Raw genomic sequence first — 25906 nt, 5'->3', positions numbered from 1 at the left:
GGGGAGATTGGATATGGCTGACATTAAGGGCTCTTGTTTATGCGGAGCGGTGAAATTCCAGATCGAAGGTGAAATCAAGGCGCTGACCTACTGCCATTGCAGCCTGTGTCGCAAGGCCCATGGTTCAGCCTTTGGCGCCTATATCGTGACCGGCAAGGACAGTTTTGTAGTGTTGGAAGGCGTTGAGAGCCTGCGTAGTTATCGCTCGTCCTCCCATGTCAGCCGGACCTTCTGTGGCGACTGTGGATCGAATATTCAATTTATCCGCGATGGGCGGGATGACATTGGCGTCGCCGCCGGCGTTCTGGACGACGATCCCCGCGTAAAGCCTTCCAAGCAGATCTATTGTGAGTCGAAAGCGCCCTGGCATCCGTTGCAGGAAGGGATCCCGCATTTCGCACAAAGGTCCTGAAACGCGAAATTGACGCCAAAGGGTTAACACGAGGCTGACCCGAACGCGGATATGGGGTAGGGTATCGGGCTTGGTCGGCGCGTCCCGTTTGCATTGAACGACGCGCTGAAGTCCGCTTTGCAATTCAGTCAGGTATCCAATGAGCCATTCGAGCAGTTCTATAGACGTCCATTCCATTGTTTATTTCTATCAAGGCGCGCCTGTCGATGTCGACGATATCCCGGCCGGGGCCGAATACACCTGCTTTCTGCTCAATGACGAAGAAGTTACTGAGTACATGATGTTCTGTGAGCACAACACAGTATTTCGTATTCTCGGACCTGCTGATGATGGTGATTACTCCGCCAGAGCGGTGGCGATATGGGAGCATGCGTCCACGCTGGAGAACGGGCCGGAAATCAGCCCTGACGTAGTCGTCACAGTAGAAATTCCCGATGAAACCTTCCCTCACAATATCCCCATCGGCGAATTGGAAGCGTATAAGGTTCATGCGGAATACCGGGTCGACGTGAATCTGGAAACTGGCGAAGCGGCGCTCAAACCGAACCCTGATAATGCTTTCCGTATGGAGGTCACTGATCGCGGCCCCCACCCTATCCCGGTGAAACATGTTTTCTTCAATCAAGATAAAGACATACTGGGCATAGAGTATCCCTTGCTGGGGTTTGATGAGAAATATGGCTTTAGCGGCCCGTTTTCCTTTGTGGAGCTTTCCGAGCAAGGTATTCAGGCCATGCGCTCTCTTGAAGATGAGGACGATGATTGGGATGAGGAAGGGCAGGTTATTTTTCCGGTGGACTGTCAGGCGCAACTGGAAGAAGTCCTGCGTTTCGTTACCCCGGAGCTGGTCGCCTTTGTCGATCTCGAAGGCGTTCCCATTGAGCATGATCAAATCATGGAGCATTCCGACTATCGACGTCACTGGTTCCATAACGATCAGACGTTGGCGATGAGCGAGCTGATCGCGGCGCGGGGCATCGCCCATACAGAAATCATCAATGTGCCGCAGAAACTGCATCAACAAACGTTGCATGCCTATCTGCGCCGGATTCACGCCAGTAAGGAAGCCATTTCTCTGGATGGCCTGAGAGCGACCCATTACGTTGTGCTATACGAGCCGTTGTCACAGGAATCAACTGCTGCGGTTCCACTGGAGGCCGGGCAGTCCAAGTTGCACAGCTCTGTCTATACGTTGAAAGGCGTGCAGGTGGTGTCTGAATGTATGGTGTTTGACGCGGAAGGACGCCCTATCAAAAAGATGAGTTTTGGCAGACCTGGCGAGAAGACGCTGATGTATGAAGAAATCTTCAAATTCGATGAAAACGGCCAGCCGGTGGATTCGGAAGTTATTCACCACGATTTCAGTTAAGGCGAGGCGGCTTTTTCGCTCTCTTCTTCGCTGACGGCTTGCGGCAGTCGATAGGCGCCGCGCCGCGAGTCTTCCAGATAGCGGTCGAGCAGACCGCTTTCTTTCAGTTGTCGCAGACCTTCATTGAATTGTTTGACGCGCTCCTTGTTCACCGGCAGGGCGCGTGTCAGTATCAGATGATAGGTGGTGCTGTTGTAAACATGGGGAGAAATGGTCAGCTGCGCTACGTCTTCCGGCGGGAACAGCTCATATAGCAAGGCATAGCCTGCGTCTTTGTCGGACGGAAAGACGTCAATTCTTTTACGCAGTAGTTTGGTGAAATTAATCTCATCGCTGGACACTCGTTCAATTTGCACCCCTTCCGTGCCTTCAAACTGGTAGGAGTAACCCAGGGTGCCGCCAACCCGGTAGTGCTTCAGGTCGGTGAAGCTGCTCCAGGTGAAATCCGAATCCACGCGGTGAAAAAACACCGACTCGCCCATAACCACCGGCTGGCTGAAGTAAAACTGCGCTTCCCGGTCGACGGAGGGACTCCAAAGCAGGCTGCCGTCCAGATTTCCCGACAACGCTTCCGCATAGGCGCGCTTCCAGGAGTCAAAGAAGACGTATTGCACGTTCACGCCTACGATGCCGAAAGCTTCCGTAACAATATGGCTGGCCACGCCATCATGCTTGAGCGTTTTCGATTGATAGGGAGGCCACTCGCCATTGGCCAGACGGACGGTGACGCCGGCGGCGAAGGTGAGGGCGGCGGACGACGATAGCGTGAGCGCGATGACGCTAACGGCGGCCCAGTGGCGACAACATCGACCCGCTTTTTTCCATTTTTCGCTCCAGCATCCGACGAGGAGGCGTATCGCCATGTCAGGGGTCGCTCCTGACCTGCTCGGTCGGGCTGATATAGCTGTCCAGAATCTCTTGTAAGCGTCCATCTTTCTGCATTTTGGTGATGCCTGTGTCCATCAGCGCCTTGAGATATTCTCCCTCTGGAGTGCGGGGAAACATCATGTGATAGCCCTGCGGAGGAGAGTTGGGTATAGGGGTGTACTGCATCCCCGGCGTGGCGATCAAATCCAGACCTTTATGGGCGAAGCCCTGCATGATTTCGTAATCGGCGGTAATCAGGTCTACTTTACCGCTACGCAACTTCAGGAAAAGGTGGTCATAGGTTACGGAGTCAGTATCCATTGAGTCGCCAGGGTGTTCCAGATAGGTGTAATTGTAGCCGGAGAGTCCGCCGATGACGTAAGTGTCCAGCAGCCTTTTTTCCATTTCGCCCAGGCCATCGGGAAATCGCTGTTGCAGGTAAAAAAAGTAAAGGTGCGTCCAATAATAGGGAAGGGAGTACAGGTACTGCTTGCTGCGCTCCTCGGTATAGGACGCATTGAGCAGCATGTCGAATTGCCGCGCTTTTCTGACTTCCAGCAAACAGCGCTTCCAGGAAGGAAGTTCAATGGAATACTTGATATGGTTGCTTTCCAAAATCTCCCGCGCCACATCCACTGCGTAACCGGCAATCTCCTTCTTACCGTTCTCCACTCGATAAAATGTATAGGGCGGCCATTCTCCTGCGTCGTCGCAAATCCTCACGAAGGACAGCTCCGTCTCCGCCGCATAGACGTCCTGAACGATAAGCAGCCATAACAGCGCAAGTACAAACCGGGTAAATCGGCGCCGCATGTATAGTTGAAGTCTCTATCGATGAGAGTAACTGTATTAAAGATAGTGCATGCGGAAACAGTCTACAAAGTGGCGGGACGACAGGCATAGCGATGTCAGGACGAATTAGTGATTGACAAATAGTGGCTCAGAGCCTTTAATTGTTTTGGTGGCTTTGAGCCACTATTTAACATTAAGGAAGAGGTCACAGATGTTCAGATATATAAAAACCGAACCCACCACCTACATCATGCAATTCAACAAAGGGAAGCTTAAGCGGGAAGGCGCGGGACTGGGCTTCTTTTACTTTGCGCCGACGACGTCATTGGTTTCGATTCCCATTGGCTCGGCGGACTTGCCTTTCATATTCAAAGAAAGCACCAGCGACTTCCAGGAAGTCACGGTGCAGGGGCAGGTGGTTTACCGTGTAAAGAGCCCCAAAATTCTGGCTGCGACCATGAACTTCACCCTGGCTGATAATGGCAAATCCTATGTTTCGGACGCGCCGAAGAAGCTGCCGGCGCGCGTTCTCAATCTGCTGCAATCCATCACTCGCAACAGCATCCAGAGCCTGTCCTTGAAAGACAGCCTGCTGGCTTCGGAAACACTGGCCGCGACGCTCGCCAGCGCGCTTGATCCCGCCCCTGTGTTGGAGAAACTGGGGGTGGAAATCCTGGATGTCTCCATTCTGGCGATTAAACCCAATCCGGAAACTGCCCGCGCGCTTGAAGCCACGGTGCGTGAGCAGATGATGAAGGATGCGGACGAGGCTGCTTATACGCGCCGTAACGCAGCCATTGAGCAGGAGCGTAAGATCAAGGAAAACGAGCTGGAGACGGAAATCTCCGTCGAACAGAAGAAGCAGCAGGTCAAGGAGGCGGAAATGGACGCTCGCATGGCGGTGCAACGCAAAACTCAGGAACTGCAGCGGGAAGTGCTGGAGAACGAAATCGAGCAAGAGAACAAACGTCAGGAACTGGTGGCGGTCAGCGCGGAGAACAGCCGTAAGGAAGCGGATGTGAAAGCCTATGCAATAGCCGCCAGTATGAAAGCCATGGCGGAAGTGGATAACCGTATTCTTGAAGCGATCACCAACAGCTCGATGAATCCTGAGCAGCTAATCGCCCAGGCCTTCCGCCAGTTGGCGACTGGCGCTGATAAAATTGGTCAGTTGAACATCAGTCCGGATCTGATGCGTGAGCTGCTGGGTAAAAAACGATGAGTGATCGCGCTACGGAAACCAAACTGATTCTGGTGAAACGCCGAACGCGGCTGGACGAGCTGGCCTGGCGGCATAACACAGAAGAACAGGCGCGCTTTTACATTGAGAGCCGGGGCGAGGACTTTGACGTCTATATTCACGAGGACCAAAGCTATCGCGCATCATTGGTCGCTGTAGAAACAACGCTGTCACGTATAGGACGCGTACAGACCCTTGACCGCGATTTCCTTAGCAATTTTATCTTCGGCGCCCAGGATGTGGTGGTCGTGCTCGGACAAGACGGACTGGTGGCGAATACGCTGAAGTATTTGCATGGTCAACCCGTTGTGGCGGTCAACCCTGATCCCGCCCGCATCGACGGCGTATTGCTGCCATTCCAGGTGGCGGACCTGGATGCGGTGCTGAGGGAGCTGCTAAAAGCGAAGCGGCCGATCAAACGGGTGTCAATGGCGGAAGCCAGCCTCAACGATGGCCAGACCATGGTGGCGGTGAACGACTTCTTCATCGGGCCGAAAAACCATACTTCTTTACGTTATGAAATCGATTTTCGCGAAGCTTCGGAAATGCACAGCTCAAGCGGCGTGATCGTCTCTACGGGACTGGGTTCCACCGGATGGATGCGCAGCGTCATCGCCGGCTCCCTGGGTTTGGCGCGAGCCCGCGGCGCGCAAGGCGACAGCGCGGACGCCTATCAACCACTCTCATGGGATGCGCAAAAGCTGCTGTTCTCCGTTCGTGAGCCTTTCCCCAGCAATACGACGCAAACTGAACTGGTGTTTGGAGAAATCACCGGCGGGGAAGCGCTGACTATCAAATCCCGCGTTCCGGAAAACGGCGTTATTTTCAGTGACGGCATGATCGGCGACGCCATCGAGTTCAACAGCGGCGCAGTAGTTAACATTAGTTTGTCGCAACGATATGGTTCAATTGTTCATTGATAAAATGGTTTGAGCCGTAACGGATACCTGTAAATACAAGGAAAAGAGCTATGGAGCCCTATGAAAGCTGGCCGAAAGAACAATACAGTCGCAAAGTTTCGGCGTCTCACGCCTTTGGCGAGCACCTGTTCAACAAAGTTCGAAAAGAAGCGTTGTATAGCATGCGATCGTATGAGAGCGACAGAGACCGCGAGTTAGTGGAGGAGACGGTGGATGCGACGCTTTACGCCATGATGCAGTTGCTGGACGGGATTTTCCTTAACGCAATTGATGAGAAACATCAGGCTGAATATGCGCTGATTCAGCGTGTGCGTGACAATGAGGGCGTGTTGCTGGAAGAAAGTGAACTGGCGCCAGACGGCGAGGGGCTTTGTATGGGATTCCAGGGTTGGCGTGAAGGGGATTTTGGTTGAATGAAAAATTCCTGAGCCGGACTGCCTGCGGAAGCCTGAATCTTGACTACACTTTTAAAGTCTAAGCCCCGTTGAATTGATTTGCGACGCAAGCATCCGCGAAAAGGGAGTATTTCATGAGGGAAGCGCATCCTGCCACCGCTATTGACCGTTTCTTCGCCCAGTTGACTCTGAGACAAAAATTCCTGGGACTCAGTGTGGTCATCATGATCATGTTTATCGCGTCCAGTTGGTATAACGCCAGCCTGACCCGTGAATCGCAACGTGACGCCCTGCGCGAGAGCGCAATGAATATGGTGGAGGCGGCCCTTCATAATCTGAAGCAGTATAAAGCGCAGCACCCGGACGAATTGAATCAGTATATTGGCGAGATGCTTGGCGGTCTGCGCTGGGGAGAGTCCCTGGACGGCTATGTTTACGCCTTCTCCGTCGACCAGAAGTTTGTCGCGTTCCCCCCTAAACCGGAATGGGTGGGGGAGCCAGTTCCTAACATTGACCTTAATGAAGGCGGGCGCTTTGGCGATGTGGCGTCGCAATGGTTTCGCGCTGGCAAGTCCGGATTTGTAACCTACCAATGGCGTAAACCGGGAAAAGACGAGCTGGTCGATAAGACCACTTACATCGAACCCTGGCCCGAGCAGGGCTGGATTATCGCTTCGGGGATATACCTTGACGATGCGGATGAGCTGTATCAGGAGACATTGACCCGCCTGGTTTGGGTCAGCATTGGCGTGCTGGTCGTCATGTTCGCCGCATCGCATTTTGTTGTTAATGCCATGCAGCGCAGTTTTTCAAGAGTAGTGGCGGCGATGGAGAATCTGGCGCGGGGCAACCTGACTTTTCATCTGGACTGTATCGGGCGCGATGAGGTGTCCCACATCAGTCGCGCCATTGAATCCACCCGGCGCTCGTTGGCGGATCTGATCGGAAAGCAGATGGAGATCAGTCGCTCTCTGTCGGATGAGTCAAAAGAGCTTTCCTCCCGTATGGCGACGGCTAAACGGGCGATAGACGATGAATCTTCTCAACTTGAGCAATTGTCGTCCGCCATGGAAGAGATGGCGGCGACGGTGAGGGAAGTAGCGGAGCACGCCAGCACGACCTCGGCCGCAACCCAGGCCACCAATGAACGCGCGGCTACCGGTAATGAGTTGGTGGGGGATGCGGTTAACGTCATCAATAATCTGTCACGCAACCTTGATAATTGTTCTAAAGCGGTGACGGACATCGCCAATCAGGTGGATACGATTTCTTCCGTCACCGATAGCATTGAGAGTATTGCGGAACAAACCAATCTGCTGGCGCTTAACGCCGCGATTGAGGCGGCGAGAGCGGGGGAAAGCGGGCGCGGCTTCGCCGTCGTGGCGGATGAAGTGCGGCAATTGGCGATGCGCTCCCGGGACGCCACCGGTGAAATAAACGGCACTATTGAGGCGTTGAAGAAGCAGGTGCGGGACGCAGTTGAACTGATGAGCGCCAGCGTTGAAGTGGCGGAAACCGGCTCTTCCAAAGTGGGCGAGTCAGGCGAAATGTTTGACGGCATCGTGACGGAAATGGGGGAAATCACCAACCGTAGCCTGCAAATCGCCACTGCGGCGGAACAACAGGGCAGCGTGGCCGGTGAGATGACTGCTAACCTCGCTCATGTGCGGGACGCGGTCAGAGATACCGAGCAGGTAGTGAGCAAATTGTTTGATTCTTCCAAAAATCTCAGCAACCGGGCGGCGCAATTGAAAGAGATGGTTTCTAATTTTAAGGTGGCTTGAGAAACAATTTTAAACAATCGGCGGATAACCTCTTGTTGCTATTCGTGATATACAATCCTGTAAAGGTCCCGGCAAGCATACAGGGAGTAACGACCGATGAGAGGCCGTCATAGTTTGTCGGATCAATAATTAGAATAAAGAAAAGTTGGGTTAAGCTCACATGGAGGGCAGTGCATGGGCTTACACTTGCACAGTTTAAAATATGCGGCTGGCGTCTCCCATTCATCCTTATTATTGTCGCCACTGGCATTGGCGTTAAGCGTTGGGTTGGGAAACGGCCTGTTCTGTTTTTTGATCGACGACGTGATCGGACGGGACTTCACTTACTATCACCTGTTTCGCCTGGGGCCCAGCCTGATGCTGAGTCTGGCGATCATCGCCTGGATCGCGCGCTTTCATCCGGTGAGCGGTAAGGGCGCGCTGGAAATCAGCGGTAAAATATTTCTTGGATGGGCCACCGCTTTGTTCATGGGCGAAACGTCCATGGAAGTCTCTGTCACGCTGAAGTGGGCCGGCATCGCGGTTGGCGCGCTGATTGGCGGTGGATGCGTCTATTGGGCGTTTCATCCTTATCTGAAAAATACGCCTCCCTTGCACGATGCGCTGGTCAAACTGACCTCCATCACCCTACTGGGCGTCGCCTGCGTCATGCTGCTGTTTGAAGTCATGGAAAATGACGCGATCCAAAACTGGCCCCCTCTGCTGAGACGCCTGCTCGGCAACACTATCCTGTTCACCCCCTGGACTTATATCGTGCTGATATGCGCTGGCAGTTGGCTGGGAAATATTGAAGGGATGCAAAAGCGTCGTAATTAGCCATTATTGTGTTGGTGATAGCTTCTTCTTGCAAAGACGACAAGAAGAAATACGAGCTGCCCCCTCAAAACAGCGAGAGCTGTTCCCCAATATTGTTATTTTTAGGATCTTTCAGTCTGACTCCCATGCCCAACAGGCGCACGGGCTTTTTCTGGCGCGCCCAGGCGGCGCTCATGAGGCGCAGGTAGTCGGGAAGGCTTCGCCATTGGCCGCTGTAACCCGGTAGAAGTTCTTCAAGGGTGGTCTGAGTAAAGTCGGCGAATTTGACTTTGACGAAGCGCTTACTGACCAGGTAGGCGTCACTGATGCGATTGAAGCGCTCCAGTAGCTCTTCGAACAAAGGCTCGCAATGATCGAGAATAGCGTCGAGATTCTGCAGATCGCGATCATAGGTATGCTCGACGGACAGAGATTTACGCACCCATTCTGTCTGCACGGGACGATTATCTACGCCGCGTGACAGGTTGTAGAGGCGTTCGCCGGAGTTGCCGAAGTGGCGCTCTAGATTCTCCTTGGATAGTTGCTGCAAATCGCTGCAAGTGGTGATCCCCAAGGCCTCCATTTTCGCTGCGGTCACTTTGCCGACGCCATTTATTTTGCGGACAGGAAGCTGGGGGATAAAGTCTTTAACGTCCTGTGGCCGAATGACGAAGATGCCGTCGGGCTTATTCCAGTCGCTGGCTATTTTGGCCAGAAATTTGTTCGGGGCGACTCCCGCCGATACGGTCAATTGCAAGTCTTGCTTCACGCGTGCGCGAATTTCTTCGGCTATAAGCGTGGCGCTGCCTTTACAGGCTTTGCATTCGGATACATCCAGATAGGCTTCATCCAGTGACAGCGGCTCAATCAGGTCGGTGTAGTCGCGGAAAATACGATGAATGTCTTTGGATACGCTGCGGTAAACCTCAAAGCGGGGACGAATGAACACTAAATCCGGGCAGAGCAGGACGGCTTTCGCTGAGGACATGGCCGAGCGCACGCCAAATGCGCGGGCGTTGTAGTTGCAGGTGGCGATGACGCCGCGCTTGTCAGGGCTTCCGCCCACCGCCACTGGCAGGTGTTGCAGTGACGGATTATCGCGGATTTCTACGGAAGCGTAGAATGAGTCGGCGTCAATGTGGATGATTTTTCGCATAAAGCCTGTCTGCAGGCGGCCTCAACGGCGTTAACATGGTCCAAGGATAACGCCTAAGGACTAAGTGAACCAGCCTGTGCGCGCTAAGAAATCGAGCTGTAAATCTACTTGCTCAAAGGCGTCAATGCAGGAAGCAGCCTGATCGTTTCCAGCCGTTCCATATCTTCCTGCAGACCTGCAATCAGCCAGCGCTTGAATGTAAGAATGCTGGGGTCGGAGGCGCGCAGTTTCTGATGCACAAAATAATAGCCCCAGCCGCTGTCGTGACTGTGATTGCGAGGCGTGGTCAAAATTCCATTTTTCAGCTCATCCATAATAAACAGCGGGTCCGCCAAGGCGACGCCATGCCCCTGGATGGCGACGGTCACTGGCATATCCAAGGTATCGAATATCAGCCCAGAAGACGGGTCTACGCCAGGAACAGGGTTTTTCGCCAACCAATTGCGCCAGTCTTCATGAGTGACGGAAGGGTGTAATAGCGGCAAGTTGCGAATAAGGCGGCTCCAGTCATTCCCGTGCTGCTTCAGCAAAGAGGGATGACATACCGGTACAAGCTGTTCTTCCCGCAACAGGTTAGCTGACCCGTTATCGCGACGGCGTCCGCAATGCAGAACGATGTCGTAGTGATCCAGATCCAAGTCCGCTTCTTTCTCCGCAGATAGCCACATTGTCGTAATTTTCAGCTGGACATCTTTGAGTTCTCGTTGCAGCTGAGGCAGGCGAGGGAACAACCAGCGGACGGCGAGGGAAGGCGTTACTTGTAAACGCAAAATGTTTTTCTGATGGGAAGACGCGGCGTCACAGGCTTTGACCAACTGATCAAAAATATCTCCCAGGCTGTGAAAGAGTTTTTCTCCCGCTTCCGTTAATTTGATATGACGCGCCCGTCGCAGAAAAAGAGGCTGCTCAAAATATTCCTCAAGTAATTTTACCTGTTTGCTGACCGCGCCTTGGGTCACATTCAGTTCGTGCGCGGCGACTGAGAAGCTGAGTAGTCTGGCGCTGGCCTCAAAGGCTCTTAGCGCATTTAGCGGCGGTAACTTTCTAGGACGAATTGGCATGAAAAAAACTCATGTATAAAGGCGAATGTTTCGCTTGTGAATATTGCCGCTCCAACCTAATTTAGGCAACAGCTTTGTTAAGGCTCCACTATCGGCAGCCTTTAACTGGCCTCGTTTGGAATGAACATGGACCTGCGGGAAGCAGATTCCAGACGACAGCTTTAATTTATTAAGTGAAACTAACTAACAGGTGTGTGGCGAAGGCTCGTCGTGAGACGTTGCCGAAGAGTGAGCAAGGAAAAATGAGCAGGTTAAGAGAAGTTCTGAAATTATCCCTTCCGTTATCAGCGGCCCAGGTTGCGCAGTCAGCTATGATTTTCTGCGACTCCGTTATGTTTGGGATTTTGGGGGTGGAAGAGTTGGCGGGCGCCGGGTTGGGCGCGGCTATCTTCAACTTCATATTGGTGGTGATCAGCGGTTTGCTCGCAGCGGTCGCTAATGAGGTCGCGTTTCATACCGGCCGCGGCGCGCGGCAGGATATCATTCGTATCGTCAAAGCGGGCCTGATCCTCGTTTTGGTTATCGCCGCCACGGTGGCGCTGGCGATGAAAGTGACGCCTGCGCTTTTGTTAAGCATGGGACAGGAACCACAGGCGGTGGCGTATGCCTCACAATATCTGGGACAGGCCGCCTGGATCAGTTTGCCGGCGTTTACCTTCATGGTGCTGCGGGGGCTGGCCGCCGGCATGTCGCGTACGACCTCCATCATGCGCATCAGTCTGGCGGCGGTCGCGCTTAACGTCCCGCTAAGTTATGCGCTGATGACCGGCTGGCGCTTTTTCCCTGAACTGGGCATCGCCGGCGTAGCGATTGGCACAGCGTTGGTGTGTGTCTTCATGTGCGTCATGCTTGTATTGGACTTGAACCGTTATGCGGAAGTCCGCGAAGTGCTGGGCGGCCTGACTAAAATCAAAACCCGTTTGGTGGACTTCAAACCTTTCTATACTTTGGGGCTGCCAATCATGCTGGCCTGGACCATGGAGGCGGGATTGTTCACCGCGGCGACCTTATTGGCGGGCGCTATGGGTGCGGTAGCGTTGGCGGCGCACCAGATTGCCCTACAAGCGGCTTCCATGTCCTTCAATATCTATATTGGGTTCGCGCAGGGGGCATCGATACGGGTAGGGCAGTGTTACGGTGAAGGCCGTATGGGAGAGCTGAAGAGCTACGCCTGGACCGGTCTCTCATTGGGCGGGATATTTTGTCTGGTGTCCGCATTGGTATTTTTATTACTTCCTGAGCAGATCGTGGGTCTTTTTACCCTGGGCGGTGAAGGGGCGTTGGATCAGGATGTCATGACGCTCGGCGTCAGTCTGCTTGCGGTGGCTGCTATTTTCCAGGTAGTGGATGGCGCTCAGGTCATCATGATGACCGCCTTGAGAGCCTTGCGCATGGGAGCGGCTCCGACCTTGATTACAGTGGTTGGATATTGGTTGGTAGGCTTCCCTGTCGCGTGGCTGCTGAAAGGCCAGTGGGGAATAGTCGGCGTCTGGATGGGATTGGGCGTTGGACTTGGATTTACAGCAATATGTCTTACCACACTGTTTAACTGGCGGGTGAACCGAGCGTTAAAAGGAGAATTACGGAAAGAAAACAGTACTTTTGTAACGGCGCCAACTGAGTCCCAATTAACTCACAACTAAGCCAAATGGCCGGCGCGTCAATCGTTCTTTTCCATTAAACTGCCTATAAATTCAATAGGTTGTCGCACCTCTTTAAGCATGAGTCGATATTAGACAGTGCATGACATGCCTGAGGTGCGGCGACCTGTTGTGATTAGAGGCGGTCTTCCTTCTCATTCTTACAAAAACTATATAGTAGTCCGCCCCGAATCCGTTTATATATTGAGGATTAACTTGGTTGTGTTCGTTTTTTGATCGCAACTGGCCGCAGTTTCTCTCGGGGGTATAGTGCAGTTACGCAAGTCCATAAAGTCAGCGCAGCAGTTTGCTTTGATTGGAGGAATCGTTTTGATGTCCCAGACCGCAAGCGCTGAGACGTCATTCTGGTCACCCATTGTGGAGACGCAGAAAACGCAAGAATTTCCGTATTTCGCTGTCGCGTTAAAAGGCGAAGAGCTTCGCGCCTACCTGAGAGCCGCCCCTCAAGAGGGCGCCGCTGAGGGTCTGTCTTTGACGTTGCCTATGCCGGATCAGCGCTTTGTCTCAGTTGAAGCGTACGACTCGCCGGTTATGGCTCCTGAGCTCGCTGAAAAGTTTCCCAATATCCGAACTTACAAAGTTCATGGCGTGGATATTCCCACCTTGTCAGGCCGCATCGATTATACCGACGCCGGCTTCAAGGCTTTTCTCACCATGGATGGCCGTAGTGTATTGATAGAACCTGAAAGCCGGTTTTCCGACAGGAAGACGGAGGATCTCTATCGGGTTTTCTTCAAACAGGATCTGCCATATATCCCCAAACCCATTGAGCCGGAAGGCGCGCTTGTACCGGAACATGCCGGGAATGACGCCGAGCCCCATGAAGAAACGGCGAAATCGGGGTTCTTCTCTCGGATGTGGCGATCTATTAAAAGCTGGTTTTAACCGCCGGTGAACTAGCCAAAGTCCCTGCCTTCAGGGGACAGGCGTCAGAGATTTTTATCAGGTATTTGAGTTGATGAGCATGAATAAAGCAGCATTTTTTGTGGCGTCGCAGTTGGCGCTGGCTATCGCCAGTGTTACCCATGCCCAGTCTCCCGATGGATTGTGGCTGGACATGGCGGGTAAGGCGCAGACGCAGACTGAGTCGGCATTCCATTATCGCGGAATAGCGGCGGATATTGAGCGCCTTAAAGTCTATCTGCAAGACGCCCCCCTTGAAGGCGCGTTAGAAGGTTTGCCGTTTTACTACCCTAAACCTGATGGCGGCTTTATTTTGCTGGAGGCGTTTTACTCGCCTGTCATGGCTCCAGAGTTAGAGGCTAAGTATCCAGAGCTGCGCACCTACAAGGTATTTGGCGTTGAGGACAAAGGCGTCAGCGGGCGTATCGACACTACACCCCGTGGATTCCACGGTTATGTGAACACCCCTGAAGCCACCATGGTCATCGAGCCGGAATCCAGCTTCAGCGAGACAGACAGCGCCAGTCAATATCGCGGCTTTTTCAAAGAGGACATGCCAAGTAAAGAGCCTTTGCAGTGTGAAACGGCGGAGCATGACCACTCCGTAGAGAGTGGTCATGCATATGGTTATCTGAAGTCTCTTGAAATGCCTGTAATGGCCGAGCGAGCAAGTTTTGGCGATAGTTATAAGGTATATCGTCTGGCTATGGCTGCTACCGGTGAATTTTCAGCTTCTGTTAGCAGTGATTCAAGCAATCCTTCTGTTGCGGAAACTCAGGCATTTATTGTTTCTGTGGTTAACCGTCTGAATCAGATTTACGAAAAGGAAGTCGCGGTTCGCTTACAACTGATTGGGAACAACGACAAAATAATTTATACCAACTCAACAACTGACCCTTACACAGGCGGTAGGGCGGCTAATGGATCAGATATCCTGCTTAATGAGAATCAAGCGACGTTAGACAGTGTCATTGGTTCCGAAAATTACGATGTTGGCCATTTGCTCAATCAGGTTGGAGGTGGTCTGGCGTTTGTTGGCGTCTTTTGCAACAGCAGTGGTTACAAAGCTAAAGGGCGGACTGGGCTAGGCAATCCTGATGGTAGATTTGAGTATTTTGTCACTGACTTATTAGCCCACGAATTAGGTCATCAGTTAGGGGCTGGGCATACATTCAATGCGGTAAGCGGCGGTTGTAAAGATAACCGGTCGTCCAGTAGCGCATGGGAAGTTGGGTCTGGTTCGACGATAATGTCATACTCGGGATTGTGTTCTCCTCAAAATATACAAAATAGCGCCGACGACTACTTTAACGGGGGCAGTCTGGAGCAAATCCACAATCATCTTACGGGTAGTGGAGCTAGCTGCGGAACGCCGGTAAATACAGGGAATGCAGTTCCTACTGTGAATGCAGGTCCGAGTTACACGATTCCCGCCCGGACGCCTTTCATGCTCACGGCGACGGCTAATGATACTGATCCAGGCGATTTATCTGGACTAACCTATACGTGGGAGCAGCAGGACAGAAGTGATAGCGGTGGAACCTCTGATGCGGTTGAAATGGCCACTGATGATGGAAAGCGTCCTTTGTTCCGTTCTTTTCAAGGAACGACTTCATCTACGCGTTATTTCCCCAAATTGGATGCAATTCTTTCCGGTGATCTAAGCAGCTCTCTAGGGGAAACTCTGCCTACGACCGACCGTGATCTTAATTTCAGGGTTACCGTTCGCTCTGGCGATTTTGGCGTGAACCAGGACGACGTCAAGTTGACGGTTGATGGCGATTCGGGTCCATTTAAGGTAACCGCTCCAGGCGCTGGGACATATACCGGCGGACAGCAGATGGATGTGTCCTGGAATGTGGCGAATACAAATCTGGCGCCAGTCAGTTGCAGCCAGGTGGATATCGAATTATCGAAAGACGACGGCTCCACGTTCACAACGATGATTAAAGCTGGCGCGTCCAACGATGGATTCGAAAGAGTGGTTGCTCCCAACACGGACACCGCAAATGGACGGATTCGGGTGAAGTGCAGCGACAACGTGTTCTTTAACGTTTCCCCTGTTAAATTCTCTCTGGTTTCTATGAATACTTCAGGGAATATTTCCGTCAGCGCGATCAGTGCGAACCAAGTTGAAGGGAATAGCGGTCAGACTGCTTTTACTTTCCAAGTTTCCCGTCAGTACGCGATTGTCGATATGACAGTGGATTACAGCGTAGCAGGGTCGGGCGCTAATCAAGCCAATGCGACCGACTTTGGCGGCGCATTGCCTTCTGGATCAGTGAGTTTGTCCGCGGGTGAGTTCAGCAAGACATTTACGATTAATGTTTCTGGCGATACGACATTTGAGACGGATGAGTCTTTCACGCTGACAATAAGCAATCCATCTTCTGGAATTCTCGGCCAGGCGACGGCTTCAGGTGTTATCGCAAACGATGATGAAGAGCCGACTGGTGGCGACGACTCAGGTGGTAGCGACTCAGGTAGTGGCGACTCAGGTAGTGGCGATTCCGGCGGTGGCGGCGCAGTTTGGCTGATGCTGGCGGCGCTGGATTGGTTGCGGTTTAAATTTCCTCGTAAATAACGCCGCTCATAAGTTAAGAAGGTGAGCGTTACGCTCACCTTCTTTTAAAATATCTGTCGATGACTCAGGTCGATAAATCTGGGTTCAACTTTCCTCCTTCCTTTGTTCGCCTGTCGCTTTCTCCTCAAATCGAGTGAGGGGAATCCAAAACCGGTAAAGCATGTCTTCATAGCTGGGGAGCTTCTTGAATGCTTCGTAGTTTTCTTTCATCAGGCGCAGCCGCAATTCCGATGCTTTCGCATTTCTGATGAAGAACAGCAAACACAATGCAGTCATAATCAATATGGCTCCGGTCAGGCTTAATAACAGCATGGGCCTCCCTTTGCTATTCCTCTATATTCCCTTGGTAACTTTGTCCGCATCGCCGGTTTTGTCGCTTTTGGCTTTTTGTCCAACCTTTACATTTTTCTTTAGAGTTTGAGTGGATGATTTACCTTGTCTGCTTCGTTTCGATGAAACCTTTAGAACGCCGTCGGTCAGAACCTGCAATTGCCATTGTCGCGGCTCAGGCACCGAGTCTCCCCACTCATAAACAGCCTGGGTGGTGATTCCTAACGTTTTGGCGACGTTCGCCACCGAACCGAAGTAAGCAAGTACTTCCGCTTTCGTCATAGCTGCCTCCTTACATCGCGCGTTATACAAGCATAATTGCTTTAATAAAGCAAGCATATTTGTAGCAAGGCGGGTTACAATGCGGCAAACTACAAAGCTGGCTTGCATATGTCTGTAACCGAAAGAATCGAACAACTACTACTCGAAAGGGGCGTTCATCGCCGTCAGGTAAAGCGGAAGATCTCTAACGCTTGCGGAGTCCGTTATGAAACTGTACGTCAGTGGTTTAACGGTACGATTGCTGAGGTAGGCGCGAATTATCTTTTGATTATCGCCGACAAATGGGACGCCAACTTTGATTGGCTCTACACTGGCAAGGGCTCAATGGAAAAGCCCAAGATCAGTGAAGAGGCCGCTTCTTATCTGCCCGAGGAAAAAAGGGCATGGTTGGAATTGTTCGATAACACCTCTGACGTTGAGCGCGCGTACATGCTCAACGAGTTGAAACGGTTCCGTAAGTCTATTCAAAATCCATATGAAGGGTTGGAGCCGGCCTCTTTCTCAAAAAAGGAAGAAAAAGTTAAAAGCTGATAACTTATTGGCTTTTAGCTGAAAGTTGTACTTCCGTCCAAGTCTCTGACTGACTTTCACATCGGAGAGTCAGTTTCTCACCTCGAATCGATCGATCTTCTTACCTGTTCTTAATATTTTGTCTTCTTTTTCGTTTGTTGAGCGATTGCGTTTGCGTTTTTAGCGAAAGTGCGTCGCGCCCAGTGCCCAAGGCCTGTCTGAGGGAGTGAAAAGGAGTGGGATAGCGGCGAAATCCAGTTGTACTTTTATTAATCATTGTCAATGTAATAAAAAATCTTGGAATTAGGCATGCAAGCTTGTATTAATGCGAGATACAATTTACAAATCTTAACAAAGCTGGCTTGCATATGAGTGTTACAAAAAGAATCGAAAGACTACTACTGGATCGGGGAGTGCATCCTCGGAAAATTAAACGGGAAATCTCCGTCGCCTGTAACGTGCGTTACGAAACTGTACGCCAATGGTTTAACGGAGATATTTATCAGGTGGGAGCGGATTACCTGATTACCATAGCTGACAAATGGGATGGCAACTTCGAGTGGTTGCGTACAGGCGATGGCCCTATGTATCGCGTGCGTATGGAAGAAGACGGTCCTGTCTATCAACTGCCGCCTGAGAAGCAGGCCTGGTTGGATCTCTACGATCGCACAACCGAGTTTGAGCGCACGTTGTTGGTGTCGGAGCTGGATCGTATTCGTCACGCTTTCCGCAAGCCCTCCGGGCCAAGCGTCAAAAGAGGACATAACGGCGCTGCTGTAAGGATTCAGGAAAGCCCCGTCGCATCCTGACGGGCCTTTTTGTCGTCTAAGTCGCATATGCGCGGTTTGCAGCTGTAGCGAAGTGGTGCGGCTTTGAATTATTCTGCTGAGTCTCAGGAAATGCTGGAGACAAGGCGGCGGCGGGATTGAGCCGCGTCAGAGTGGAATTGACGACAAAGAGGGAAGCGCATGGCGACTATTGTTATTTTAGGCGCGGGCCTGGGCGGAATGCCCATGGCGTTTGAGTTAAGGGAAACGTTGAGTAAAGACCACCGCATTGTGGTGGTGAGTGATAAAGATTATTTTCATTTCGTGCCGTCCAATCCATGGGTGGCCATCGGATGGCGGGAGCCGGAAGCGATCAAAATTCCGCTGCAGTCCCCCTTATCCGGCAAAGGCGTAGAGTTGGTGGTTGGCGCAGCGCAAAAAGTCGATCCAGCCGCCAGCCGCATAGAGCTTAAAAATGGAGACAGCATCTCCTATGATCATCTGATCATTGCGACAGGTCCTCGTCTGGCGTTTGACGAAATTCCTGGACTGGGTCCAGAAGGCTACACCCAATCTATTTGCCATATTGATCATGCGATAAAAGCCAACCAGAAGTGGCGCGAGTTCGTCGAAGATCCTGGTCCTATCGTCGTTGGCGCGGTGCAGGGCGCTTCCTGTTTTGGGCCGGCCTATGAATTCGCATTCATTATGGATCGTGACCTGCGTAAACGGCGTATTCGCGACAAAGTGCCCATGACCTTCGTCACTTCCGAGCCTTATATCGGTCATCTCGGTTTAGGTGGTGTCGGTGACAGCAAAGGCATGTTGGAGTCGCAATTGCGACAAAGACACATCGATTGGGTCTGCAACGCCAAGGTTGAGTCTGTCGATGATAAACTCATGACTGTCATGGAAGTGGATGAGAAAGGCGAGGACAAACAACGCCGTGAACTGCCCTTTAAATATTCCATGATGCTGCCCGCTTTTACTGGTATTGATGCCTTGAAAGGTGTCGAAGGTCTGGTGAATCCCCGGGGCTTTGTTGTGATCGATAAACATCAGCGTAACCCCACATATCCCAATGTATGGGGGATTGGCGTGGCGGTTGCGATTGCGCCAAAGGAAAAAAMACCTGTTCCGACTGGAGTTCCCMAAACCGGTTATATGATTGAAAGTATGGCGACGGCGGTGGCGAAAAATATTCAGGCGACGCTTAACGGCGTGCCCCCCAAAGCGGAGGCGACCTGGAATGCGGTCTGTCTGGCGGATATGGGGGACACCGGTATCGCCTTCGTGGCGATTCCGCAGCTGCCGCCACGTAACGTGAACTGGATGCGTGAAGGCAAGTGGGTGCATGTCGCCAAGGTGGCGTTCGAGAAGTACTTTCTTCTTAAGCTACGTAAAGGCTCTACAGAACCGCTCTTTGAGCGCTACATATTAAAAGCTTTCGGTATTGAAAGGCTGAAGGTCCCTTCTTAACTACTTTCTCAACCTCCGCTAATCATACCTTTCTAACGCGTCAGCCTAAGCGGGTGGACGCGTTTCTCCCTGTCATTGTGACGGAAAACCACGTCAGAAAGCGCTTATATTTCCTGCAATTACGTCCACACATAGGGGAGTTCCATGCTTAGAAGGTTTGCCGCTGCTTTGATTGGCGTTTTGAGCGCCGCCAGTGTTTATGCCGACAACCCGGATCATCCGTTATTAAGTCGTTATCCTGGCGCCACAGTAAGAACTTATCTGCAGATCGATTATGCGCCATTCACGATTCCCGCCAGCAAACTCAGCGGCGAAGATAAGCCTTACGAATATGAAAAGTTAAGCCTGACCGGCGACTTGACCCAACATTTCTATAACCTCGAAAACGTCTCCACACTAAAAGTTTATAAAAACTATCGGGCTGCGCTGGAAAAAGGCGGGTTTAAATCTGTCTATCAGTGCGAGTTGGAGCAGTGCGGCTCGGAATATCAGGTTGCTGAGTTGGGCGCTTTGGTGTCGTCGAATGACAGCGTCTACAACTACTACCGCAAACCTTACTACATGGTTTACGAGAAGGGGGCGGAAAAAGGTAAAGTCACGGTGGCGCTGTTCATTGGCGGCTATGAAGACGAGGTCGCTGTACAGCAGGTTATCGTTGAAGAAGAGCCGTTGCAGAACGATCTTGTCGTCATGGATGTCGATTATCTCGGGGCGCAGCCGCCTGCGACGGTAACGAAGGCGAATGACCCGGACGCGACGAAGGAAGATCATCCGCTGCTGCCACGCTATCCCGGTGCGGATTTGCGGCAACGCAAAGTGGTGGATTATGAGCGCATCAGCATTCCGGTTTCCGCACTGAGCGGAGACGGCAAGCCCTATCAGTATGAATCCTTGGATTTAGTGGGGGATTTGTCCAGGCACTATTACGAACTGGAAAATGTCTCCACGTTAAAGCTGTACGAAAACTATAGAGCGGCGCTGGCGAAAGGCGGCTTTACCACTATCTATTCCTGTGAGCTGCAGCAGTGTGGCGATGAATATGAGTCGGCTCACCTTGGTGGGCTGATATCGCTTACAGAATCCGTCTACAACTATTACCGTAATCCATACTTTATGGTGGCTTCTAAAGACGCGGCAAAAGGCAAGGTGTATGTCGCCTTGTTTATTGGCGGTTATGAGGATGAAACGGCAGTGCAGCAGATCATTCTGGAGTCAGAGGCGCTGGAGGATGATCTGATCACGGTGGATGTGGACAGTCTGAGTCGCGATATCGACGAGACCGGAAAAGCGCTTTTATACGGCGTGTTATTTGATACGGACAAAGCGGTCGTCAAAGACGAATCCAAGCCTACTTTGGACGCGATCGCCGGCTTGCTGAAAAAACGCCCGGATCTGTTGCTCTATGTGACAGGTCATACGGATGACACGGGGGCGTTTCAGCACAATATTGAGCTGTCCTCGGCGCGTGCGAAGGCGGTTGTTGAACGTCTGATAAAAGACTACGGTATTGCGCAAGCGCGCTTGATCCCTTACGGAGTGGGTCCGGTGGCGCCGGAAGCGGACAATCTTTCTGACGCTGGAAAGAAACGCAATCGTCGCGTTGAGCTGATTAGGCGGCTCCAGTAGCGAACGTATAGCGTTGCGTTATCTAAAAGATAAAAAGAGGCCTTGAGTGGCCTCTTTTTATTTGTGTTGCTTATCGCATTAAGTCGTTGATGCTGACGCTGCTGCGGTGTGGTCAATGCGTCAAGTGTTGGCGGACGTAGCTTTCGAACTCATTACAGCCGCCGATGTGTTCTTTATCGATAAATATTTGCGGCACAGTCTGGACCGGCTTACCGACTGTTTTCTCCAGGTCAGCCTTGCTGATGCCTTCCTCATGAATGTCTATGTAGCGGAAATCGAAATCTTGTCGCTGATCTTTTAGTTGCTCTGCAATTTGCTTGGCTCTAACGCAATAAGGGCACCCTGACCGACCGAAAATCACCGTATACATGACTGATACCTCCGTAGGAGCGTGTAAAACAATGCGACCTAGATTATACGTGGCGAAGAAAGGAGGAAAATTGATAGTTAATAACGTTTTGATTGATTTTTGTTATTGGCGTGCGTCGAAACTGTGTCTACAGATCACAAGAATCCCGGGCGTCAGCCGCCCGGGAGATTGCTGGCGTTACTGACGCCAGATGCGGATGCGGCCATTGTCCTCGTTGACCGCCAGGCTCCATGAACCGCCCGCCACTTGGTTGGGAGAGCTGAAGTTAGAGTCAATGGCGAACAACAATTTTCCATTACTACCGCTTGTGGTCCCCACCAATCCGCTGAATCCATCATGGAATTGCACACCGGAGTAAGCTTTCACGCCAGCGGATTTGCGTAGTTGAATCAGATTGCGGATGAAGTCGCGCATTCCCCAGTCATACATATGCGGCCAATACACAACCGGCGTGCCGGGGCTGGAAAGAATGTAGGCGTAAGCCATTTTGCGTTTCCAGTCCGGCAGCGCCCAGTGATGCTGGCCGCCGAGAGGGCCGGGTGAATAGCCGGTGTCGTGATTGTCGACGAATGTTACCGCGACCTCGCGCCATTGGGCGCTGGGGTTGCCGTTGAGCCCGTATCTCCAATCGGAAATGGAGCCGTTCTGCATGCGCTCTTTCAGGGCGAAGTCGAAGACGGAACAATCGGAGTTGTCAGTGAAATCTTTCAGAATTTCCTGCCAACTGGCGCTGTGTCGCCAATCCCAGGAAGGAAATTCGCTGGGACCTTTCCATAACTCGCCAACGCAATAGCCGCTGTCCAGAGAGGCGCTCATCCAGGAATTGATGCGCTCCGGCGCGTAGCCTCGGACGAAGTCGAAGCGGAATCCGCCGGCGCTGTAATTAGTCTTCAGGTTGACCAGCTCATTCTTAAACAGGTTGTATACATCCGGGTGGGCGGTGCTGAAATCTGAGCCGCCGTCCATGAACGGGTCGCCATCGTCACAGGAACTGCAGTCGGAACGATAGTAACCTTGCCCGGAGGGAAAATTGAGAGAGTCATTGCTGTGGCCGCGGTCATGGTGATTGGGCACGATGTCGTAAATGACCTTTACGCCTTTGTTTTTCAGGGCGGACGCGGCCTGCTTCAATTGGCCGTCGTTCCCGTAGCGGCTGTTTTTATTCATATCGGCCCAAAAGTAGCCTTCGCCGCCGAAGCGTGTATCGCTGGACGCTTGCCAGGAAGAGTTGTCTCTCCAGGGAACCGGCATCCAGATGGCGGTGAAGCCGTCGTCGCTGATTTGCTGGGCCTTACTTTGCAGGGTGTTGTACCAATTGTTTTCCGCAGTGCGTACGACGTTCCAGTGGAAGCCCTGCAGGATGATTTCGTCGCCGCCGTGAAAGCGGACGCCGGCGCCGCTTTTGCCAGAGGTGTCGGCGCTTGCGGCGGTTGCGGAAATGCCTAATACGGCGGCCGCCGCACAGGCGGCTGCGTGTCGGATGACGAGAGAAATTCGGGTTGGGCGATGAACTTTCAACATAATGAATGAGCTCCGGTATTGTATTTTTTCTGAAGTCCATATTGGTGCATCCGTGCGCCAAGCTCGTGGAATTGGCGGCGGCCGTCATAGCCGCTTCGGATGTACGTTACCCTTTGATCATAACCAAGGCGAGCCTGGGACGCTTCCATGCAAATGGGGGATTTACGGGGGGATTTTCAGCGTTTAGGTCCGCCGGCCTACCCCTGTTCGCCAAGGCCGGCGACCCGGCCCTGCGATAAGTCGAGGGAAACCCGTCGAGCTTCCACCCGGCTGGAAATTCCCAGTTTCTGGTACACGTGTTTGATGTGGCTGCGAACGGTGCTTGGCGCTACATACAGACGCTCGGCGATGCGTTCATTGCTGCTGCCTTCGCCAATCAGGCGCAGCACTTCCCACTCTTTTGGGGTAAGCGCCAACGCTCTGGCTTGTTCTGGCATATTGCGCGTTTTCTTCTGCGGCCTATGCTGGCGTTTGGATAGCTCTAACACCCGTTGCAGGTGTCGGCGTTCGGCGCTGGACAAGCGTGAGTCCTCCATCATTGCGCCATAGAACTCCAGCAGCCACTCTGGCGCTTGTAACAAGCTGGCGATCGCGCGCATCGGTTCCGCCAGCTGCAATGCGCGCAGCAGGGCGTTGCTGGCCTCGTTCTCATTTCCCAGGCGCAGACAGGCCCAGGTTGCGAGAATCTGGTTTTCCATCTCACAGAGGCGCAGGCCAAATTGGTGAGCCTGAGCGGTCAGTGGTTGCAGTATCTGCAGCGCTTCCCTGGATTTGTCCAGGCTGAGCAGCGCAAAGGCGAGGTTGCGCGCGCGGCGTTGCTGAAAATGACTTGGCGCTGGACTGGGAGCCGGTTCGGCGTCTAACCATTCGTTAATGGCGGATAGATTGCGCTGCTGTCGCCAGTAGCGAAGTTGAATGGATGCGGACAGGGCGCGCCAGTCCGAGTGGCAACGGTGTTCGCGCATTAGCAGTGTATTTTTGCGTAGATAAATTTCCGCCGCGCCAGCTTCGCCCTGCTGCAACGCGATACTGGCTTGCAATGCGTTGAGAGGGATGGCGCAGTGGGGCTCAAGGTGCTCCACGATGCGCAATCCGGCGTCACAATGCTGGGCGGCCTCATGGTATTGCAGCCATTCGATGAGCAGATCGGCCCGTTGTCGATGAATAAACTCCATGACCGGTGTTTGCGCAAGATGGTGCTCCCGCGCCAGTTGCAAAACGATGGTCTGCTGTTGGTGACATCCCAGCAGATCTCCCTGATGGCGTAGAACATCCGCCTGCTGACCAAGCGTCCAAAGCAGTCCGTGCATGGAGTCTGCGGCGCGTGCGGAAGCTTCCGCCTGAATAAATGCGTCCCGCGCCTGATTCAGTTCCCCTCGACACACATGAGTTTCACCTAGAACGGACAGGGCGATGGCCGCTGCGTTGGAGGCGCTGGAGCTGATCGCCAAGGCCTGTTGCGCATGATTGTGCGCCGCTTCTATGTCTTCAACCGTGGCGTATAACTGGGCCTTGAGTGCGCTGATTTCGGCGCTGACCCGTCGCCACTGGGTCTCCTCTTGCCGGTCCGGCAAACGTTGCTCCGCTTGATTTAGCGCTTCCTCCAGCGATCCGGGATCGGCCTGGGTCAGGCATACCCAGGCTCGCAACAGCGCGAGTCTGTTATCGTTCGCGATGGCGGCTTCGGGAAGGGCGTCCAGACACTGTTCAATGAGGCTCAGCCGTCCCTGCTCAAACAGCGCCCAGCCATGGACAGACAACGTCTCTGCGATCAGCGCCGGATCGTCCACCTGTAATAGATGCGTTAGCGCTTCCGCTATTTGGGCTTTCTGCAACCACCATTCGTATGCTCTTTTATGCAAGTCGACGATAGCCTGTGGAGACGCCTGAAGCTGTAGCTGATGACGCAGAAACTCCGCGAAAAAGGGATGGTAGCTGTACCAGGTGCGATATTCGTCCAGCGGGGCGATGAACATGCCGCCTTTCTCCAGATCCTGCAGCATGCCGAAACTTTCTTTCTGTTCAGTCAGCGCTTGCGCCAGCTCGGAATTGAAACGCTCCAGCACGCTGGTTTTTAGCAAAAACGCCTGACGTTCCGGCGATTGTTTGCTGAGCACTTCCTCTGCGAGAAAGTCCAATACATGTGCGTGGGCGCCGTTAAAACGTCTCAGGTAATCGTTAAATGAATCCTTTGGGGGCGCCGACAACGCAATGATCTGCAGTCCCGCCGCCCAGCCTTTCAGGCGCTGCAACGTCTCCTGCAATGCTTGTGGGTCGTCGATTCGAAGATCATTTTTTTCATGAAGAAATTGCCGGGCTTCCTCCAATGTAAAGCCAAGCTCATCGGCCCCGATTTCGTGCAGCATGCCGCGCACCCGCCAATTCGCTAAACCTAGCGGCGGCTCAGATCGCGTCAAAATAAACAGACGTAGCGCGGGAGGCTGATGCTGAATTAGAAACCGCAGCGCCTCATGGATTTGCTCGTTATGCACGCGATGGTAGTCATCCAGCACCAGAATCAGTTGTTGATCCAGGGCGCTTAATTCGTTGCACAGCTTTCCGGTGAGCCAGATCAGATCATAGTCGGATAGCGCCTCTTCTGCGCGTGACAATGGACCCTGAAGCTCCGCCGCATGATGAGACAGCGCCGCTGTCAGATAGCGCCCAAACAGAGTGGCGTCGTTATCCAGCTCATCCAGGCTGAGCCAGGCGACCCGTCCTGGCTGACGGCGGCGCCAATGAGACATCAAAGTGGTTTTTCCGAATCCAGCTGGCGCGCGTACGATACATAAGGGCTTACTGGCGGCGTCAAGCAGAGCGGCTTCCAGGCGTGGGCGGCTCAGAACATGAGGGCTGGTTTGCGGCGGTGAAATCTTGCTGGGAATCAGCGGTCTTGCTTCAGGTGCGTCGCTCGTAGTCATAAAGGTGCTCCGCCGGCGGCCTCTCGCTGACCGTCACGGCTGTTTATTTTTGTTATGGGCCGCTTTGTTTGTTATGTGCAATGGGCATGTTGGCGGCGTTATTACAATGAATGTTATGGGGGTAGAAAATACGGGTAAACAGCCGCTCAAGGGGGGAGGTG

At 52.8% G+C, this 25906-nt stretch carries 23 protein-coding genes; 14 read left to right on the top strand and 9 right to left on the bottom strand.

Annotated elements, in window-relative coordinates; genetic code table 11:
• Positions 1–13: 13 nt before the first annotated feature.
• On the top strand, positions 14–412 hold the full coding sequence (locus KP814_RS26710) for a GFA family protein (protein WP_216739643.1): 399 nt from the start codon (positions 14–16) through the stop codon (positions 410–412).
• 139 nt (positions 413–551) lie between these two features.
• Positions 552–1781 (top strand): hypothetical protein, encoded by a 1230-nt coding sequence (locus tag KP814_RS26705; protein WP_216739642.1) that lies wholly within the window; start codon positions 552–554, stop codon positions 1779–1781.
• On the opposite strand, the gene KP814_RS26700 is transcribed toward KP814_RS26705, so the two are convergent.
• Both KP814_RS26700 and KP814_RS26695 read right to left on the bottom strand, forming a co-directional pair.
• A complete protein-coding gene (locus tag KP814_RS26700) occupies positions 1778–2644 on the bottom strand; it encodes an ABC transporter substrate-binding protein (protein ID WP_216739641.1) in 867 nt (288 codons plus the stop codon). The genes KP814_RS26705 and KP814_RS26700 overlap by 4 nt on opposite strands.
• A 1-nt stretch (position 2645) precedes the next feature.
• Complete coding sequence (locus tag KP814_RS26695; protein ID WP_216739640.1) at positions 2646–3461, bottom strand: ABC transporter substrate-binding protein; 816 nt, start codon at positions 3459–3461, stop codon at positions 2646–2648.
• 190 nt (positions 3462–3651) lie between these two features.
• On the opposite strand from KP814_RS26695, the gene KP814_RS26690 reads away from it, so the two are divergent.
• From KP814_RS26690 to KP814_RS26670, 5 genes are all read left to right on the top strand, one after another.
• Positions 3652–4662: an SPFH domain-containing protein gene (locus KP814_RS26690; RefSeq protein ID WP_216739639.1), complete on the top strand. Its 1011-nt coding sequence runs from the start codon at positions 3652–3654 to the stop codon at positions 4660–4662.
• Positions 4659–5600, top strand: a complete 942-nt coding sequence (locus tag KP814_RS26685; RefSeq protein ID WP_216739638.1) for a sugar kinase — start codon at positions 4659–4661, stop codon at positions 5598–5600. The genes KP814_RS26690 and KP814_RS26685 overlap by 4 nt, the downstream gene beginning before the upstream one ends.
• A gap of 50 nt (positions 5601–5650) precedes the next feature.
• Positions 5651–6013: a hypothetical protein gene (locus tag KP814_RS26680; RefSeq protein ID WP_216739637.1), complete on the top strand. Its 363-nt coding sequence runs from the start codon at positions 5651–5653 to the stop codon at positions 6011–6013.
• Positions 6014–6129: 116 nt separating this feature from the next.
• On the top strand, positions 6130–7779 hold the full coding sequence (locus tag KP814_RS26675) for a methyl-accepting chemotaxis protein (protein WP_216739636.1): 1650 nt from the start codon (positions 6130–6132) through the stop codon (positions 7777–7779).
• A gap of 174 nt (positions 7780–7953) precedes the next feature.
• Positions 7954–8595: a hypothetical protein gene (locus KP814_RS26670; protein ID WP_216739635.1), complete on the top strand. Its 642-nt coding sequence runs from the start codon at positions 7954–7956 to the stop codon at positions 8593–8595.
• Positions 8596–8659: 64 nt separating this feature from the next.
• Here KP814_RS26670 and dinB read toward each other — a convergent pair whose 3' ends face one another.
• Together dinB and KP814_RS26660 are read right to left on the bottom strand one after the other, a co-directional pair.
• Positions 8660–9730, bottom strand: coding sequence for a DNA polymerase IV (dinB, locus tag KP814_RS26665; RefSeq protein WP_216739634.1), 1071 nt, complete (start codon positions 9728–9730; stop codon positions 8660–8662).
• A gap of 104 nt (positions 9731–9834) precedes the next feature.
• Positions 9835–10791, bottom strand: a complete 957-nt coding sequence (locus KP814_RS26660; protein WP_216739633.1) for a LysR substrate-binding domain-containing protein — start codon at positions 10789–10791, stop codon at positions 9835–9837.
• Positions 10792–11033: 242 nt separating this feature from the next.
• Between KP814_RS26660 and KP814_RS26655 the strand changes: the two genes are divergently transcribed.
• The 3 genes from KP814_RS26655 (at position 11034) to KP814_RS26645 (ending at position 15939) form a co-directional block, all read left to right on the top strand.
• Positions 11034–12434: an MATE family efflux transporter gene (locus tag KP814_RS26655; protein ID WP_216739632.1), complete on the top strand. Its 1401-nt coding sequence runs from the start codon at positions 11034–11036 to the stop codon at positions 12432–12434.
• 330 nt (positions 12435–12764) lie between these two features.
• Entirely contained in the window at positions 12765–13337 is a 573-nt protein-coding gene (locus KP814_RS26650; RefSeq protein ID WP_216739631.1) for a hypothetical protein, read from the top strand.
• A 79-nt stretch (positions 13338–13416) separates the two neighbouring features.
• Positions 13417–15939, top strand: a complete 2523-nt coding sequence (locus KP814_RS26645) for a reprolysin-like metallopeptidase (protein ID WP_216739630.1) — start codon at positions 13417–13419, stop codon at positions 15937–15939.
• Between the two features lie 84 nt (positions 15940–16023).
• Here the strand turns inward: KP814_RS26645 and KP814_RS26640 are convergent, their stop codons facing one another.
• Together KP814_RS26640 and KP814_RS26635 are read right to left on the bottom strand one after the other, a co-directional pair.
• Positions 16024–16251: a hypothetical protein gene (locus KP814_RS26640; protein ID WP_011398090.1), complete on the bottom strand. Its 228-nt coding sequence runs from the start codon at positions 16249–16251 to the stop codon at positions 16024–16026.
• A gap of 21 nt (positions 16252–16272) precedes the next feature.
• Positions 16273–16551, bottom strand: coding sequence for a Cro/CI family transcriptional regulator (locus KP814_RS26635; RefSeq protein WP_216739629.1), 279 nt, complete (start codon positions 16549–16551; stop codon positions 16273–16275).
• Positions 16552–16659: 108 nt separating this feature from the next.
• Here KP814_RS26635 and KP814_RS26630 point away from each other — a divergent pair, with 108 nt between their 5' ends.
• The 4 genes from KP814_RS26630 (at position 16660) to KP814_RS26615 (ending at position 20933) form a co-directional block, all read left to right on the top strand.
• Entirely contained in the window at positions 16660–17082 is a 423-nt protein-coding gene (locus tag KP814_RS26630; protein ID WP_127971876.1) for a transcriptional regulator, read from the top strand.
• 347 nt (positions 17083–17429) lie between these two features.
• Positions 17430–17870, top strand: coding sequence for a hypothetical protein (locus KP814_RS26625; RefSeq protein WP_011398087.1), 441 nt, complete (start codon positions 17430–17432; stop codon positions 17868–17870).
• Between the two features lie 159 nt (positions 17871–18029).
• Positions 18030–19307 carry an NAD(P)/FAD-dependent oxidoreductase gene (locus tag KP814_RS26620; protein WP_216739628.1) on the top strand — a complete coding sequence of 426 codons (1278 nt, stop codon included), beginning with the start codon at positions 18030–18032 and terminating at the stop codon, positions 19305–19307.
• Positions 19308–19451: 144 nt separating this feature from the next.
• Complete coding sequence (locus tag KP814_RS26615; protein WP_216739627.1) at positions 19452–20933, top strand: OmpA family protein; 1482 nt, start codon at positions 19452–19454, stop codon at positions 20931–20933.
• Between the two features lie 112 nt (positions 20934–21045).
• Here KP814_RS26615 and KP814_RS26610 read toward each other — a convergent pair whose 3' ends face one another.
• The 3 genes from KP814_RS26610 to malT all read right to left on the bottom strand — a co-directional run bounded on the left by KP814_RS26610 (position 21046) and on the right by malT (position 25745).
• Entirely contained in the window at positions 21046–21303 is a 258-nt protein-coding gene (locus KP814_RS26610; protein ID WP_216739626.1) for a GrxA family glutaredoxin, read from the bottom strand.
• A 177-nt stretch (positions 21304–21480) separates the two neighbouring features.
• Positions 21481–22824: a glucan 1,4-alpha-maltotetraohydrolase domain-containing protein gene (locus KP814_RS26605; RefSeq protein WP_216739625.1), complete on the bottom strand. Its 1344-nt coding sequence runs from the start codon at positions 22822–22824 to the stop codon at positions 21481–21483.
• A gap of 197 nt (positions 22825–23021) precedes the next feature.
• Positions 23022–25745 (bottom strand): HTH-type transcriptional regulator MalT, encoded by a 2724-nt coding sequence (gene malT / locus KP814_RS26600; protein ID WP_216739624.1) that lies wholly within the window; start codon positions 25743–25745, stop codon positions 23022–23024.
• Positions 25746–25906: the final 161 nt, after the last annotated feature.

The sequence above is a fragment of the Hahella sp. HN01 genome (assembly GCF_018986435.1).
Taxonomy (GTDB): domain Bacteria; phylum Pseudomonadota; class Gammaproteobacteria; order Pseudomonadales; family Oleiphilaceae; genus Hahella.
The sequence above is the reverse complement of the archived record's forward strand: the minus strand, read 5'-3'. Positions and strand labels throughout refer to the sequence as shown.